The 15,454-nt window shown below is 39.1% G+C and carries 14 protein-coding genes; 9 read left to right on the forward strand and 5 right to left on the reverse strand.

The features are described 5' to 3' along the window. The coding region (locus tag QMD82_05720; protein MDI6851415.1) for a hypothetical protein at positions 1 to 356 on the forward strand (356 nt) is incomplete at its 5' end. Here the strand turns inward: QMD82_05720 and QMD82_05725 are convergent. Continuing rightward, positions 303 to 1,661: an MATE family efflux transporter gene (locus tag QMD82_05725; protein ID MDI6851416.1), complete on the reverse strand. Its 1,359-nt coding sequence runs from the start codon at positions 1,659 to 1,661 to the stop codon at positions 303 to 305. The two genes, QMD82_05720 and QMD82_05725, sit on opposite strands and share 54 nt — an antisense overlap. A gap of 114 nt (positions 1,662 to 1,775) precedes the next feature. On the opposite strand from QMD82_05725, the gene QMD82_05730 reads away from it, so the two are divergent. Further along, complete coding sequence (locus QMD82_05730; protein ID MDI6851417.1) at positions 1,776 to 2,852, forward strand: saccharopine dehydrogenase C-terminal domain-containing protein; 1,077 nt, start codon at positions 1,776 to 1,778, stop codon at positions 2,850 to 2,852. Positions 2,853 to 2,857: 5 nt separating this feature from the next. On the opposite strand, the gene mtgA is transcribed toward QMD82_05730, so the two are convergent. After that, positions 2,858 to 3,682 (reverse strand): monofunctional biosynthetic peptidoglycan transglycosylase, encoded by an 825-nt coding sequence (mtgA, locus tag QMD82_05735; GenBank protein ID MDI6851418.1) that lies wholly within the window; start codon positions 3,680 to 3,682, stop codon positions 2,858 to 2,860. Between the two features lie 108 nt (positions 3,683 to 3,790). Here mtgA and QMD82_05740 point away from each other — a divergent pair, with 108 nt between their 5' ends. Continuing rightward, positions 3,791 to 6,217: an AAA family ATPase gene (locus QMD82_05740; GenBank protein ID MDI6851419.1), complete on the forward strand. Its 2,427-nt coding sequence runs from the start codon at positions 3,791 to 3,793 to the stop codon at positions 6,215 to 6,217. A 186-nt stretch (positions 6,218 to 6,403) separates the two neighbouring features. Then, complete coding sequence (locus tag QMD82_05745) at positions 6,404 to 6,928, forward strand: DUF6512 family protein (protein ID MDI6851420.1); 525 nt, start codon at positions 6,404 to 6,406, stop codon at positions 6,926 to 6,928. Positions 6,929 to 6,961: 33 nt separating this feature from the next. Here the strand turns inward: QMD82_05745 and QMD82_05750 are convergent, their stop codons facing one another. The 3 genes from QMD82_05750 to QMD82_05760 are packed head-to-tail and all read right to left on the reverse strand — an operon-like array spanning position 6,962 to position 9,135. Beyond that, positions 6,962 to 7,819: an NAD+ synthase gene (locus QMD82_05750; GenBank protein ID MDI6851421.1), complete on the reverse strand. Its 858-nt coding sequence runs from the start codon at positions 7,817 to 7,819 to the stop codon at positions 6,962 to 6,964. Further along, positions 7,810 to 8,652: a nitrilase-related carbon-nitrogen hydrolase gene (locus QMD82_05755; protein MDI6851422.1), complete on the reverse strand. Its 843-nt coding sequence runs from the start codon at positions 8,650 to 8,652 to the stop codon at positions 7,810 to 7,812. Before QMD82_05755 ends, QMD82_05750 begins: the two co-directional genes overlap by 10 nt. 3 nt (positions 8,653 to 8,655) lie before the next feature. Continuing rightward, positions 8,656 to 9,135 carry a hypothetical protein gene (locus QMD82_05760; protein MDI6851423.1) on the reverse strand — a complete coding sequence of 160 codons (480 nt, stop codon included), beginning with the start codon at positions 9,133 to 9,135 and terminating at the stop codon, positions 8,656 to 8,658. Between the two features lie 141 nt (positions 9,136 to 9,276). Here QMD82_05760 and QMD82_05765 point away from each other — a divergent pair, with 141 nt between their 5' ends. From QMD82_05765 to QMD82_05785, 5 genes are all read left to right on the forward strand, one after another. Further along, positions 9,277 to 9,840, forward strand: a complete 564-nt coding sequence (locus QMD82_05765; GenBank protein MDI6851424.1) for a DOMON domain-containing protein — start codon at positions 9,277 to 9,279, stop codon at positions 9,838 to 9,840. Positions 9,841 to 9,929: 89 nt separating this feature from the next. Further along, on the forward strand, positions 9,930 to 10,193 hold the full coding sequence (locus QMD82_05770) for a hypothetical protein (protein MDI6851425.1): 264 nt from the start codon (positions 9,930 to 9,932) through the stop codon (positions 10,191 to 10,193). Beyond that, a complete protein-coding gene (locus QMD82_05775; GenBank protein ID MDI6851426.1) occupies positions 10,190 to 12,682 on the forward strand; it encodes a DNA polymerase I in 2,493 nt (830 codons plus the stop codon). The genes QMD82_05770 and QMD82_05775 overlap by 4 nt, the downstream gene beginning before the upstream one ends. A 104-nt stretch (positions 12,683 to 12,786) precedes the next feature. Continuing rightward, positions 12,787 to 14,064, forward strand: a complete 1,278-nt coding sequence (locus QMD82_05780; GenBank protein MDI6851427.1) for an FIST C-terminal domain-containing protein — start codon at positions 12,787 to 12,789, stop codon at positions 14,062 to 14,064. A gap of 9 nt (positions 14,065 to 14,073) precedes the next feature. Next, the coding region (locus tag QMD82_05785; protein ID MDI6851428.1) for a PAS domain-containing sensor histidine kinase at positions 14,074 to 15,454 on the forward strand (1,381 nt) is incomplete at its 3' end.

Here is a 15,454-nt window from a genome sequence, read left to right on the forward strand (position 1 = left end):
GCAACTGGCAAAAACCTGATAGCGTTAAAAGGGTTGTTGAAAGATTTCCAATTAAATTAAGGAAAAAGAGTATAACAAAACATTACATTTACTGGTCTCCTGATTCCCTCGTTTTTAAATCCTGCGAAGTTATGGTGGATAAGGAGAAACCGATAAAAAAATGGGTTGTAACTGACAAAATTTTTATACCAAACAGGCCCATATATGCAGAGATATACCTTTGGTGGCCAAAGAGACCAAAGAATTTAGTACAGCATGAGATTAAAGTCATTGATTTTAAGTATATTCCCTTAAAAGGGGCTTCAGACAAGGGTCTTTTTCCAGGTCCCTCTAAGATACCACAGGTAAGCCATTAAACAGGCAATTATGTTGCTCAAATTCATTCCTATCCAAACGCCACTGGTTCCATACAGTTTTCCCATATAATAAGCCATCGGAATTCTTAATATCCACAATCTTATTAGGCCAAGAGCCATTCCCTCTGTTGTTCTTCCTGAAACCATAGCAAGGCTGGAAAATACGCCGAAAATTCCAAAAAATGGCATCGCAACTATGAATTTTTCAATGTAGTTTTTACCTTCAAGGATGACTTGAGGGTCTTTTATGAAGACTGAGATTAATTCCACCCTTCCTAAATAAATAAAAATTGCAAAAAAACTTATCACACCTGCGTTAAGTAAGACTGCCTTTTTTATTGCATCCTTTACCCTGCTAAAATTTTTAATTCCCAGATTCTGGCCGAGAATGGAACCGAGGGCTTGATTGAGGGCATCTGATATGGTGAAGATGACTTGTATAACCCTATCTCCAATACTATAGGCGGCTACAGCAACTGAGCCAAATTTTGATATTATACTAACTAAAAACACGAATCCGAGGGAGTTTAGGGACTGCCCAATGCTTGCTGGTAAACCTTTTGTTATAATATTCATAGTGAGTTTTAGGTCCGGTTTTAGGTCACTTAAGTGTATTTTAAGCCCCATTTTTCCTGTCTGGATTAGTCTTAGGGCAAGAATGGATGAGAGAAAGTTTGATATTGCTGTAGCAAGAGCGGCTCCTAATACTCCCATTTTAGGGAAGAACCATAACCCGTAAATGAGTATGGGGTCAAGTATTACGTTAAGTATCATTCCAAAGATGTTGATGAAGGTGGGGGTTCGAGTATCTCCAAGAGCTCTTAGGGCAAAAGAGAAAGCAAAACCGAGAAAGGAGAAGGGAATGCTTGCGAACATTATCCTCAAGTAAATAGCGGTGTTATCAAAAGTGTCAGGTGGAATCTTCATTGCCTTCAGAATTGATGGAGTTAAGATAAAACCGGTGGTGCCAGCTAAAATTGAAAACATTAGAAAAAGGGTAAAGAGGTTTCCCATAGCTTTTTGGGCTTTGATGAATTCTCCACTGCCCTGATATTGTGAAATGAAAGCAAAGCCGGCGATTCCAAACCCCATTCCAAGACTCATAATCGTTCCGAAAACTGGCCAAGATAGCGTTGGAGATGAGACGGCGGTTCTCCCTAATTTTCCAAGCCAGAAAGTATCGGTCAGGTTATAAATTAAATGGACAAAATTTAAAATAACAAGAGGAAAGGAAAGTTTCCACATCAATTTCAGTGGGTCCTGCGTCAAAATATCTTCCCTGATTTTTTCAAATCTTGATGTCATGTGCTAAATTATAAAGTTAGCAATGCGAACAGATTAATGAGCGGTTGATGATTTAATTTTAGGTTAGTAATTTTGCGATCCGTGGATTAAAATTATTAGTAAGGTGGTTATTAAATGATTCTACTTCTCGGTGCTGGAAGGCAGGGTTATATTACCCTTGAAACTTTATTAGAACTTGGTTTTAAAGAAGTTCTTGTTGTGGAGAAAGATCTCACTAATGCTAAAAGAGCTAAAAAACTCGGAGTAGAGGTCGTAGAGGCGGGAGTGGGTGAGATCAACTTAGAAAGTTACCTTAATAGGGTTGTTCTGGTTGTCAATTGTCTTCCTGCAAGGTTTGGTTTTAAAGTTTTTGAACATGTAGTTAATAAAGGCGTTAATATTGTTGACATCACTTATATGGAAGAAAACCCCTTAACATTAGATAAAGTTGCTAAGAAGAATGGAGTTTCAGCCTTTGTGGATGCAGGTTTTGCACCGGGGATTTCCAACTTTCTTGTTGGGTATGGGCTGATGAGATGGGGGCCGGTAGAGAAAATAACTATTAAGGTTGGAGGCATTCCCGCACATCCACTTCCGCCTTTTAATTATAGAATTACCTGGTCTTTTGAGGATTTAATCGAGGAATATACAAGACCTGCGAGGATAAAGAGGCAAGGAAAAGTAGTAACTTTGCCTGCCCTGAGCGGATTGGAAACCGATATTTACAGCGGTATTGGCGCCTTGGAGGCTTTTTATACCGATGGACTCAGGACACTTTTGGAGACAATCGATGTAAAAGACATGGAAGAAAAGACCTTAAGATACCCTGGACACGCAGAAATTTTCAGAGTGTTAAGAGATATTGGCCTTTTTAACAAAAATGAGTCTATTTACGGACATTTCAAGGATTGGCTTTGTAGAAAGCTAACGGAAGGCGACGAGGAGGACGTTGCCATCCTGAGGGTTGAGTTTTATAAGGAGCACATAAAGAAGGGCTTTGAGATAATTCACTACTATAACAAGGGAAGAAAAAGAACCGCAATGAGCGAGCTTACTGGAATTCCTCCCGCTATAGTTGTAAAGATGTTTCTTAATAAATCTATTAACCTAAAGGGTGTTTTGCCTCTGGAAAGGCTGGGTATGGATGAAAAAATTGCTGAGGAATTTTTAAGGATGCTTTCTCAGTTTTGTATCAGTGTAAAGGAGTTTTAGATAGGTCATTCTTCCTGCTTTATGGAATCGGTAAGGGTGATGGAGTTTTGGTCAAAGCTTGAATCTGCATTGAACATGGAATCTTGTTGAGGGCTCTTTTTTATTTCCTCTGCTTCCCTTTCTACTTGTGAATATTCTTCAGAAATGATGCCTCTTTTCTTCATTATGTAAAGAATCTTCTCTGCCCTTTTCTGGATATACGGGGAAGGATTTGAGGGGGAGCACTTTAAGGGGCGTGGCAATACCGCTGCAAGAAGTGCCGATTCCCATGGGGTCAAATCATTAGCTGATTTTCCAAAATAGTAGTTTGCTGAAGCCTCAGCGCCGAAAATCCCTGGCCCCCATTCTGCAATATTGAGATAAAGTTCAAGGATTCTTTTCTTTGTTAGTATTTTTTCTATCCTGATAGTAAGAACCGCTTCTTGAAACTTTCTTATTAAGCTTTTTCTTGGTGATAAAAAAAGATTTTTCGCCAGCTGCTGGCTTATAGTGCTGCCTCCATACTTAAATTTCTTCTTTTTCAAATCCTTTTCCAGTGCCTTTTTAAGGCCCTCAAGGTCAAAACCTTCGTGCTGATAAAATTTGTCATCTTCTGCTATCAGAACAGCCTTAATTAGATACGGAGAAATCTTGCTTAAGGGCACGAATCGATAGCTTATTGTTAGTTTTTTGCCTTTTTTCTCCCATTGCCTTACTCTGTATCTCATCATGGCAGTTATTCGAGGATTTTGGGTTCTGTATTGCGAAACGTTAAAGGTAAATGGGTATACTACGATCACGAAGAATAAAATTCCAAGAAGAAGTAGAATAAAGATCCTTAAAGCTTTCATGTGGACAATAATTTTAAAGTTACTATACCATACAAAAGCTTTACTTTACAATTCGGCTCAATTTTGCTATAAAATTAGAAAAACACAGTAAGTTCGGAGAGAGATAAAATGAGACTGGACAAGTTTACAGAAGGTGCACAGGAAGCGTTGATGAGGGCTCAGGAAGCTCTCGTGAATTTTAAACATAATCAGCTTGATGTTGAACATATTTTTTACGGGCTTCTTGAAGAGGAAGGCGGGGTCGTCTGGGAAATTTTTGAGAAGTTGAATGTCCATCCAGTTCTGGTAAAAGAAAAACTAAAGGAAGCGCTCTTAAGGGTTCCTCAGATGGAGTGGAGTGGGTCTCGCCCTGTTCAGATTTACATTACTCCGAGGGCTCAAGAGGTTTTACAGCAGGCCTTCGAAGAAGCGGAAAAATTGAAGGATGAATATGTTGCTCAGGAACATTTACTTTTGGCTATTGAAAATTCTGGGGGTGGACCTTCCGCAAGAATTTTGAAGGAGTTCGGGATAGACAGGGAAAAGATCTACAAAGCACTTTACGAAATAAGAGGTGGTCAGCGGGTTACAGAACCTACAGCAGAAAGTAAGTATAATGCCCTTGCCAAATATACTGTTGATATAACAAAACTTGCAGAGCAGGGTAAACTTGACCCGGTAATTGGAAGAGATGCTGAAATAGAAAGGGTTATACAAATTATTTTGAGAAAGACCAAAAATAACCCTGTTCTCATTGGGGAACCAGGGGTTGGGAAAACTGCCATTGTTTACGGCCTTGCCCAGAGGATTGTCCAGAAAAAAGTTCCTGATTTCCTGAAAGATAAAAGGATCTTGATGTTGGATATGGGAGCACTTCTGGCGGGTTCAAAGTTTAGGGGAGAGTTTGAGGAGCGGCTCAAGGCAGTAATTGATGAAGTAAAAAGACAAAAAGATAAATACATTCTTTTCATAGATGAATTACATACGATAGTAGGTGCTGGTGCTGCAGAGGGTGCTATTGATGCAGCAAATCTTTTAAAGCCGGGCCTCGCTTCTGGTGAGCTCAGGGTCATTGGAGCTACTACCCTTGACGAATATCGCGAAAGAATCGAAAAAGATGGCGCACTTGAGAGGAGATTTCAGCAGGTTTTCGTTAAAGAGCCGAGTGTGGAGGAGACCATTGAAATATTGAAAGGATTGAGGGAGAGATTTGAAGAACACCACAAGGTCAAGATTTTAGATTCTGCTATTGTTGCTGCTGCTAAACTTGCCGATAGGTACATACAAGGCAGAAAGCTTCCGGATAAGGCCATAGATTTGTTAGACGAAGCCTGTTCCATGTTGCGAATAAAACTCTCCGAAATGCCCGAAGATCTAAAAAGTCTGGAAAGCAGGATCAGATCTTTAAAAGACCAGGCAAACTTGCTGAGTCAGTTTGGAAAAACGAGCGAAGTAGAAAGAATAACGGAAGAACTCGCTAAGCTGGAAAGCGATTATGATGAGCGCAAGAGAAAATGGCTTGAAGAAAGGGGTATTGATGATGCGGTTGATGACAATGACATTGCTATAGTGGTTTCCAAATGGACCGGTATACCAGCCGTTAGGTTATTGGAAGATGAAGCGAAAAGGCTTCTTTACCTTGAAGAGGAACTTAAAAAGAAGGTTAAAGGCCAGGATTATGCGATTAAGGTTGTGGCTCAGGCAATCAGGCGTTCCAGAGCAGGTTTAGGTCCTAAAAACAGGCCGATTGGAGTTTTTATGTTCCTTGGCCCTACGGGGGTGGGTAAGACCCACCTGGCGAGACAGCTTGCCTGGCTCCTTTTTAACGATGAGGACGCACTTTTAAGAATTGATATGTCCGAATATATGGAAAAGCACGCTGCTTCAAGGTTAATTGGAGCTCCTCCCGGGTATATAGGATTTGAGAAGGGTGGTCAATTAACAGAGGCAGTGAGAAGACGTCCTTACCAGGTTATACTGTTTGATGAAATTGAAAAAGCACACCCTGATGTGTTTAATATTATGCTTCAGATTTTTGATGCGGGAAGGTTGACAGATTCACAGGGCCACGTGGTTGATTTCAAAAATACGATAATAATTATGACTTCCAACATTCAATACCAGTTTAGAGATGCGCCTCAAATTGGTTTCATTAAAAGCGATGAAGAAATCAAGCATTATCACCAGAATCAGGTAAACAAAATTATGCCTGAACTATTGAAGTACTTCAAGATCGAGTTTTTAAACAGAATTGATGAGTTTGTATTCTTTAATCCTCTTGGTCCGGATGAAGTAAGAGAGATTGTTGAACTTCAGCTTTCTGAGGTTAAAGAAAGTCTTGCGGAAAATAACATTGAAATTGAGTGGACGAAAAGCCTTGTGGACTTCCTGGCTGAAACGGGTTATAATCCAGAACTTGGAGCAAGGCCTTTAAGAAGGACAATTCAGATGTATGTAGAGACTCCTATGGCTGACAGGATACTTGCTGGTGAGATAAAGCCTGGTGATAAAGTGCTCATTGACTTTGACAATGAAGTTAAGTTTGTTAAGAAATAGTTTCCTTTTTTGAAAGTTTTACAATCAGGACTATTGCTGTTAAGATTAGGAGGCAAAAAGTCTATGGACTGTTTTTGTTTGTGCTTAATGTTTTTGAGGCCTCACTGTAACCCTTTTAGTATTACTTTTGTTAAGCATTATACTTAGCACACAGTAAACATTTAGTTGTTTGTATGTGGAGGGGATATGAGAGTACCGTTTAAGGTTTTATTGTTTTTGCTTCTTTTCTCGGTGCTTCATTTTGGCTACGATATTACACATCTTCCTTTTCTAAAACCCTTCTGTGGGGTAAATGAATCTGTTTTCCAGCACTTGAAAATGGTGTTCTGGGCTTATTTACTCTCTAATATCGTTGAATATCTACTTGTTAAAAAGAGGTTGAGTGAAGGAAAAGACTCTTTTTGGTATTCGAGGCTTTTCATCACGGTTCAGTTACCTTGGTTTATTGTACTTGTTTGGTATCTTCTACCTTCCATATTAGGAAGGATGACAAACACATTAGTTGAGGTAGGCTGGGCAGTTGCATCGTCCTATGTATCTGCCCTTTTTGGAGTAGTGATAGAAAGAAATATAGAAAAAGTCAAGTTTAACTTAGCCTTTAAGGTTGTAACGGGTGTTTTGTTTATTGTTTCGGCCTTCTTTTACATCTGGTGCACTTACCATCTTCCATACATTGACCTATTTATCGATCCTGAACTACTTCCAAAATGATGAACTTTTTATTTTAAAGAATTTTTCTTGCTTTTAATGTCTGTCCACCGGGTACTTCCAGTCCTTATCTAAGCACATTCGAGAAAGTCGTGTAATTATTGGTATTTTTCGCTTATGCTCAGAAGCAACAACCCTCCGATAGACATCGTTTACCGCTTCTTCGGAAATATTCAGAATTTTGCTGGTTTCTCTCACGGAGAGCTCAAGCTCTACGAGGCAGTATAGAACCCTATCAATTTCGAAATAAGTGTGACCCAGCTCTTCTTCGTCTGTCTGTCCAACCCAGAGGCCCGCGGACGGTTTTTTTCTCACAATTTCCGTTGGTATACCTACGTAATCCGCCAGTTGCCATACCTGGGTTTTGTAAAGATCGCCAATAGGGTAAAAATCTACAGCGATGTCTCCGTATTTTGTTCCATAACCCAAGAGTAACTCTGTTTTATTAGATGTACCTATTACTAAACCATTTAGCGCGTTGGCATAGAGGTAGTTTAAAACCATTCTCACTCTTGGCTTAACGTTGGCTATTGCCAGCCTCTCGTTTTTACTTTTGAAATCAATCTCGTCGAAGCGTTTTTTGAACCAATCTACAGCACCATTTATGTTTATTATCCTATAATTTATATCGAATTTTTTAACAAGTTCTAATGCGTGTTCGATATCTTCGCGTGGTGAGATGTTTTCTTCGGGCATAATGAGACAAAGGAGTTTGTCTCCAATGGCTTCCTTACTTAAAACAGCCACGAGCGAGGAGTCAACGCCACCCGAGAGAGCTACTATGCCAATGGATGCCTTTACACTTTCCAATCTGCTCTTTATGGAATTTACAATTATCTCTTTAAAAAGTTTTAACTCCTCTTCTTTCAAGTAAATCTCAATATTCAAATCCATTTGGACATCTCCTCATAAGCTTTCAGGACTTCCTCAAGGATTTCTCTCCTCACCTCCCTTACCCTAATATCTCTTCTTCTAAGCCTCTTTGCCTCTTCCAGGTCAATTTGTACGATGTCAAAGTCATCTTCAAGAAGTTTGAGTCTTTTTACAAGTTTTCCAGAGGCTGAATAATAAGCGCTACCCCCCCAGTAGGTTACTCCATTTTGAATGCCGCTCATGTTTACGAAAACCACCGGGATAATGTTGTCCAGCACTCTAACTTTTAGAAAGTTGTCCCATATTTCGATTTTTCCTCGGTCAAAGGGTGATGCGGAAAGGACAAAAATAACTTCTGCTCCTCTGAAAGTTAACGCTCTGGAAGCCTCAGGAAACCAGACATCTTCACATATGAGGATTCCTATTTTCCCAAAAGGGGTGTTAAATACCGGAAGGTTTGATCCTGGTTTAAAGTAACGTTTTTCGTCAAAGAGTCTGTAATTTGTGAGCTGGGTCTTTGCAAATTTGCCCTTTATTTCCCCTTCTCCTAAAAGGGCTGCTGTGTTATAAAAGAATCCTCTTTCGTCCTTTTCAACATATCCAACGATAGCCCAGATGTTTAGTTTGCCAGCTTCCTCTACAATTGCTTTCAGAGCCTCTAAGTTTTCTTCAACTTTGTCGAGGTAAATATCACCGGAGCCAAATCCTATCAGTGAAAGTTCAGGGAAAACAACGATATCAGCCCCTTTTTCCTTACCAAGGTTCAAACCATTGATAATTTGCTTTTTATTGAATTCTATATCCCCGAGCCTTGATGATATTTGTGCAATACCTGCTTTTAAAAGTTTGTCCATAATTTAAAAAGTCAGGTTAAATCCTTTATCGATACGACCGGTGAAATACCATCTGCCCTTTGAGGTATTAATATCAGGGACTTCATAGGTAATTTCAAAAGCGCCGGTGGCATTTCTTTTATCAAATAGAGTTAGTCCTGCTTTTAATCTTCCTCCAAGAGTTTGGGTTGTGTGGTCAGGGTAATTTAAAAGGTGGTAAGAAACACCGGCTCCGACATAGGGTCTGAACAACTGGGATGGATAAGCAAAGTTAATGGTTAAAGGCAAAGATATTTCTCGCATATCTTCCTTAAAAGTATACTCACCTGAAGTTTCTACAAAGAAAAAGGAAACGGGGTAAAAGCCAGCAGTTAAACCAATTACGGGATATGCGTTTCCGTTTTCGATTATAACGGAGGAATTTGCACCGATCCTAAATAAGGAACCACCCCGTGCATAAAGGTTTACTACCATTAAAAGGATTATAAGAATAATTTTTTTCATGCTAAAATTATAAACCAATTTCTGGGCGATTTAAAAACATTAAATTTCCGGTCGCTATGAAAATTGATGCACATGAACTTTTTTATAAGCTCCTCTCTTTTGAATTTTTAACAAAAGCTTTTATAATTAAAAGGGTAAGCGATGAAAATTTCTAAGTATTTACTAATTCTTGCTGTCTACTTTACTTGGGGTTGGACCGCTGGGAATTCTAACAAATGGGTTTCAGATGGTGTTCTTGAAGGTAAAGAATATTCATATACTATTAACTTAGTTCAAGATAAGTTAGTTCTGCACTATAGATTTGATTCCGATTACATCTATTTCGGCATTGAAGCGAAGAGTTCGGGATGGAGTGCGATTGGATTTGAACCTGATAAGGGCGTGAGAAATGCAGATATTATATTGATCTTTATTGAGGATGACTCTCTAAAAGTTCTTGATTCCTATTCTACAGGCATTTATTGCCCCCATAGGAGTGATAAGGAATTGGGCGGGCAAGATGACATTCTCGATTTTGGTGGAAGGATTGACTCTATAGGATATGTCGTAGAATTTAAAAGAATACTGGAAAGTAAAGACAAATTTGACAAATCTCTGGTCAAGGGAAAAGAGTTTACCTTGATATATGCAATGGCAAAATCCCACAATATTAGGAAAAAGCACGATTTATGCAGAGGGTTTGTCAAGATAAAACTGGTGGTCTGAGTATGTCGCTTATGCACCGTGTATTTAACCTTATGGGATTTTTGTTTATGTTGTTTGCGGTGTTTTTTGTCCAAAGGCATAAGGTGAAAATGCATCATCTATTTCTTTTTTTGAGTCTTCTCTCCGTTGTTACAGCTTTTACATTATTCATGGTTTATTCAGGTGGGGTTGTAGATTTCCATTGCACTACAAGGATAGTTGTTATTATAACACTTTTTTCTGTGGCTTTATCGGGGTGTTTATTTAGGTCGATAAGGTTAAAAAGACAGATTCACGAAGTTTTTGGCATTGCCGGATTAATTCCCCTTTTTCTTCAACTTGTTTATGGACTTGTAAAGAGCTTTTTGCTATGAAGTTATTGATTGTAGATGGGGCATCTCTTGCCTACAGAGCCTATTATGCTTTTAGAGACAAACCTTTGACAAACAGTAAAGGTATAGTTACCAGTGGCCCTTACGCTTTTACCAATTCTTTGATGAAAATGTTGAGAGAACTAAGGCCTACCCATGCTGTAGTGGTTTTTGACGCTAAGGGTAAAACTTTCAGACATGAGATTTTTGTAGAATATAAGGCTCAGAGGCCTAAAGCGCCCCCTGAGTTTGCTTTACAACTTTCTTATATCAAAGAGATTCTGGATGGGATGAACTTGAAAAGATACGAAATACCGGGAGTGGAAGCTGATGATGTGATTGCTACTCTGAGTAAAATTGCTGAGAGTAGAGGGTTTGAAGTTTTTGTGGCCACCTTAGATAAGGATTTGTATCAGATTGTTTCCGAAAGAATACGAATTGTTGATACCCGAGAGGGTAGTTTAAAAATTGTTGGAGAAAAGGAGATACTGGATAAATTTGGCGTTAAACCTTCTTTAATTCCTGATTTCTTAGCTCTTGTAGGGGATAAAATTGACAATATTCCAGGAGTCCCGGGTATAGGAGAGAAAACAGCCGCAGAGTTGCTAAATAAATATGGACCTTTGGAAGGGATATTGAATTTGGAAGAAGGTGATGAAATCATAAGAAAAGTCAAGGCTTACAGGGATTTTATTATCGACGCACTAAAGCTAAATAGATTAAGAACTGACGTACTTGAAAATGTTAACTTTGAAGAAATGGAGTTGCGTTCATGGAATAAGGATAAATTGTTTCAAGTCTTCCGAGAACTTGAGTTTTACTCTTTAATGAAAGAGATTGCCGATGAGATCTATCCTGAAGTTATTACAGCCTCCCATATTCCCATGGGGCTGTTGGGTGCAGAGTTTGTATCAGTTGAGGTTGTAGAAGATTATTTGATGTTTTCCTGCGGAGATAACATGGTTTACCGGGTCCCTTTAGAAAAAGGAATCTCATTTTTGAGAGCTTTTCGCGGAAAATTGGTGACCTTTGAGAGCAAGAAAATTTATAAAAAAATTGAAAACCTTGAACGCAATTTAGACTTTGATGTTCTCATTGCTTCATTTCTTCTTGACAGTGATAAACCTAAGTTCGATCCCGATGTGATTTTTCTTGAGTGGCCAGGGGTGAAGCTTTCAGAAAAAAAAGAGTTAAGGGAGCCCCAGATTTGTGATTGTTCCGCTAAAGTTTATAAATTTTTGGTCGATCAGATGGAAAAACAAGGGTTAAAGGCGGTTTTTGAGAAAATAGAAATTCCTCTTCAACGGGTTCTCGCTGAGATGGAAATGACTGGAATAAGAATAGACAGGAAAAAATTAGAAGATTTGAGTCTTCAGATGGAACAGATGGTAAAGGAATTGGAGCAAAGGATTTATGAGATTGCCGGTGTCAGATTTAATGTAAATTCGCCGAAACAATTGGCAGAAGTTTTATTTGTTAAACATAAATTAAAGCCAGTTAAGAAAACGAAAACCGGCTATTCAACGGATGAAGAAAGTCTTACAAAGCTCGCCGAAGTTCACCCTCTCCCTGCTGCGATATTGGAATATCGGCAGGTTTACAAGTTGAAAAGCACCTATGTGGATGTTTTTAAAGAACTTATTGATGAAAAAACAGACAGAATATACCCAAGTTATAACCAGGTTGGAACTGCCACGGGGCGCATTTCCTGTTATAACCCAAATTTTCAGACGATACCAGTAAAATCTGACCTCGGGAAAGGGATCAGGGATATAATTGTAGCCGAGCCTGGGTATAAAATTCTTACTGCTGATTATTCTCAAGTAGAATTACGAATTTTGGCACATTTTTCAGGTGATGAAAGATTGATAGAGATTTTTAACAAGGATCTGGATGTACATACCATCACCGCCTCTTACATTTTTGGCAAGAAACCAGAAGAGATCTCAGAAAACGAGAGAAGGAAGGCAAAGACAGTAAATTTTGGTATAATATATGGGATGTCACCCTATGGCCTTTCTAAGGAGCTAAATATTTCTGTGGAGGAGGCCAATTCTTTCATTAGTAATTTTTTTGCAACCTACCCAGGGGTTATGCGGTGGATCAATGAAAACCTCGAATTTGCCATGAAAAATGGATATGTTAGAACGCTTTATGGAAGGATTAGAAAAGTTCCACAGCTTTTTTCAGGGAATTCAAGTGTCGTGGAGCAGGGTAAAAGAATCGCTATTAACACTCCAATTCAGGGAACGGCCGCTGATATTATTAAACTTAGTATGGTCGAAATTTACAATGAACTGAAAGGGAAAAACCTGAAATCTAAGATAATTTTGCAAATACACGATGAATTATTGCTGGAAGTAAAAGACGAAGAAGTTGATGAGGTGGCCAAAATAGTTAAAGATAAGATGGAGAACGTCAGTAGGTTGAGAGTACCTTTAAAAGTAGAAATAGGTGTTGGTAAAAGCTGGCTTTTGGCTTCAAATAAATAAATACAAGGCTATGACTTGACTTTTGGTTAAACTTGCCTTATTAATTATATTGTTGCTAAAAGGAGGATTAGAAAATTTTCCTGAATGATGATTGGTGGAAAAAGATGCAAAGAGAGCCCACTACACCAAAAATTGGTGTAGGAAGGGGCTCAGAAGAAGAGGCTCAAAGGGGTCCTATTTTGGTTACGGGGATGACTACTGGAATTTCCCAGGACCCATCTCCGTGGAAGGCTGGCGTTCAGGCTGGAAAGGCTGCCTTTGAAAAACTTTCAAAGACCAAACCGGATTTTGCCTTTATTTTTGCGACTTCAGGTTATGACCTTGAGCCTGTTGTTAAGGGTGTGCTTCAGTCAATTGGTAAAGACGTTCCCTATTTTGCTGCAAAAATACTCGGCACTCTCTTTACTGAGAATTCTATTCTGAATAATGGGGTTGCTGTGGCGATAGTTAAAAGTGATTCTTACAAGTTTACCTACTCCGTTGGTACCAATATACAACAAGGGCTTCATTCTGCTTTGGAAAAAGCGTGCATACCTGTTCTCGACCAATTAAAGGCAAGAAAGATTGAAGGGTTTGAACACCTAAATCTGTTCCTTCTGCTTGATTCATATGTAAATGGTGACATTTTAGTGTCGGAACTCTCCAGAATAGTAGACAGGTACGACCCCACGATTACCTTTTATGGCGGAATCCTTGATTATGCAGAACTTTCAAAGGATTGCCAGTTGCATATAGCTAATCAGCTTGTGAATGGAGGAGTTGCTTGCATAGGTATTTATTCAAAAAATCCCCCTGCAATGTCACATGGACATGGGCTCCATCCTTTAGTACCCAAGAGAGCTACAAAAGTGGGCGGTAATGTCATATATCATCTCGATGAACGTCCTGCCTTTGAGGTATGGAAGGAATTTCTTGTGAAGAAAGGAATACCGGAGGCTGAAATTATTAAAGACCCTACAAAGTTTTTAGGCATGTACCAGTTCGGCGTACCAGACCCAGCTTTTCCCAAATACCCAAAGGTGAGAATTGCAGTTGGTATTACCAAAGAAGGCGGGATTAAGCTGGCAGGTGATATTCCAGAAAATTCAACTGTCTGGTTTATGGAGGCCCGTCAGGATAGGATGGAAGAGGCGGTATCCCAGTGTATTGATCAGGCATTTAACGCGATTGATCAACGTAAACCCATCGGAAGTATAGTGATTGAAAGTATTCACAGGTTTTTCTCTCTCGGAGATAGTTTCTACGAAGAAATTAATCTTTTCCAGAGAAAACTTGCCATGCCTTTTATTGGTTTAACTACCTTTGGGGAATTTCTAAGGCCAAGCCCTGAATTTAAGTGGTTCCATAACTCTTCTTTTACTTTGCAGATTCTCTCGGAGTGACTTTAGAAAATGGAGCTGGTAAATACCGCAGAAATTGAAAAACTATTATCTTTGAGCCCCGAAATTTTCCTTATTCTTGATGGCAAGAAGAATATTATTTATGCGAGTAGTAGTATTAAGTCTATTGGATTTTCTGATGAAGAGATCCTTGGCACAAACTTTTTGCACCTTGTTGCTGGTCATATAAGACCAGTTCTGGAGAAAAGGTTTTCTGAAGCCCCCAATAGAATAGTTTTCGGGCAGAGATTGATAATAAAGAGTAAGGAGAATGTTTACCTTCCTTTCTATGCAAACTTCTTCGTGGGACAGGACAGGGTCTTCCTATATCTGAAAAATGAAGAAAAGATTCTGCCGGAAAAGTTCATCCTTGACTATCTCGATTTTGGCTTGATTGTGGTTGACCCAGAGTTTCATATCGTATATCACAATAGCTTTGTTTCGCAGTATTTTCAAAGACATACCTTTACTCACCTTGAACAGCTTCCATATGGGATAGGATCCAAAATTATGGAAAGGGTTAAAATTGGCCAGAAAAGTATGGAAATTGAGTATGCATCGGGAAGGATACTTGGGGTAAGCGTATATCCTGTAGATTTACCGGAACTTAAAGGCTTTCTTCTAAAGATAAAGGATATAACAGCCGAGAAAAGTTTCGAAAGAACAGCGGGAGGAGCGGGCAGTTACTTCTCATACGTGGACCTCGTTTCGATTTATACCCATCATATTAAAAATCTTCTTACACCGCTTAAGTTCACTGCCTTGAGTTTAAGAAGAGAACTTGCCGAGCAAAAGCAAATTGAAAAAGTTGATAGAATGGTACAACATATTGAAAAAATAAATCAGCATGTGAGGGCTTTCTACAGTAGAGTAAGAACAAAGCCAATAGAGTTCAAGAAGGTCAGCATCAAGAAAGTTGTAGGGCATGTAAAAACGTTGTTGAACAATGACCTTATTAACAATGGAATTATATTTGAGTTTTACCAGAATGGTAACGAACTTGTATATGCCGATGAAATTCACCTTCAGCAAATTTTGTCCGATTTGATTCAAAATGCTATCGATGCACTGAAAAACCAAAAAGGTGTAAGAAGAATCACCGTAACGGTTAAAAGTAGTGAAAATCGCTGCCCCTATTGTGGGGTTCCCTTTGTTCAGATTGAGGTCTCCGACACAGGTCCTGGAATTAAAAAAGAGGACCTTGACCGCATTTTTAACCTTGGATTTTCAACAAAAGCGGAGGGATGGGGCCTGGGTCTTTATGTGGTAGACAAAATGGTTAAAGAAAACAGAGGAATCATAAGGGTTTATTCGGAAGTTGGAAAAGGCACAACTTTTGTGTTATACTTCCATCCTGCCACACCCGATGCCATTGGGTGTGTTGGGCAAAAAG

Source organism: bacterium (assembly GCA_030019025.1).
In the GTDB taxonomy this organism is placed as follows: domain Bacteria; phylum Hydrothermota; class Hydrothermia; order UBA1063; family UBA1063; genus UBA1063.

Excerpts from the sequence above, each read along its gene's own strand:
- QMD82_05725 (MDI6851416.1), bottom strand. The coding sequence starts at position 1,661 with ATGACATCAAGATTTGAAAAAATCAGGGAAGATATTTTGACGCAGGAC.
- QMD82_05730 (MDI6851417.1), top strand. The coding sequence starts at position 1,776 with ATGATTCTACTTCTCGGTGCTGGAAGGCAGGGTTATATTACCCTTGAA.
- mtgA (MDI6851418.1), bottom strand. The coding sequence starts at position 3,682 with ATGAAAGCTTTAAGGATCTTTATTCTACTTCTTCTTGGAATTTTATTC.
- QMD82_05740 (MDI6851419.1), top strand. The coding sequence starts at position 3,791 with ATGAGACTGGACAAGTTTACAGAAGGTGCACAGGAAGCGTTGATGAGG.
- QMD82_05745 (MDI6851420.1), top strand. The coding sequence starts at position 6,404 with ATGAGAGTACCGTTTAAGGTTTTATTGTTTTTGCTTCTTTTCTCGGTG.
- QMD82_05750 (MDI6851421.1), bottom strand. The coding sequence starts at position 7,819 with ATGGATTTGAATATTGAGATTTACTTGAAAGAAGAGGAGTTAAAACTT.
- QMD82_05755 (MDI6851422.1), bottom strand. The coding sequence starts at position 8,652 with ATGGACAAACTTTTAAAAGCAGGTATTGCACAAATATCATCAAGGCTC.
- QMD82_05760 (MDI6851423.1), bottom strand. The coding sequence starts at position 9,135 with ATGAAAAAAATTATTCTTATAATCCTTTTAATGGTAGTAAACCTTTAT.
- QMD82_05765 (MDI6851424.1), top strand. The coding sequence starts at position 9,277 with ATGAAAATTTCTAAGTATTTACTAATTCTTGCTGTCTACTTTACTTGG.
- QMD82_05770 (MDI6851425.1), top strand. The coding sequence starts at position 9,930 with ATGCATCATCTATTTCTTTTTTTGAGTCTTCTCTCCGTTGTTACAGCT.
- QMD82_05775 (MDI6851426.1), top strand. The coding sequence starts at position 10,190 with ATGAAGTTATTGATTGTAGATGGGGCATCTCTTGCCTACAGAGCCTAT.
- QMD82_05780 (MDI6851427.1), top strand. The coding sequence starts at position 12,787 with ATGCAAAGAGAGCCCACTACACCAAAAATTGGTGTAGGAAGGGGCTCA.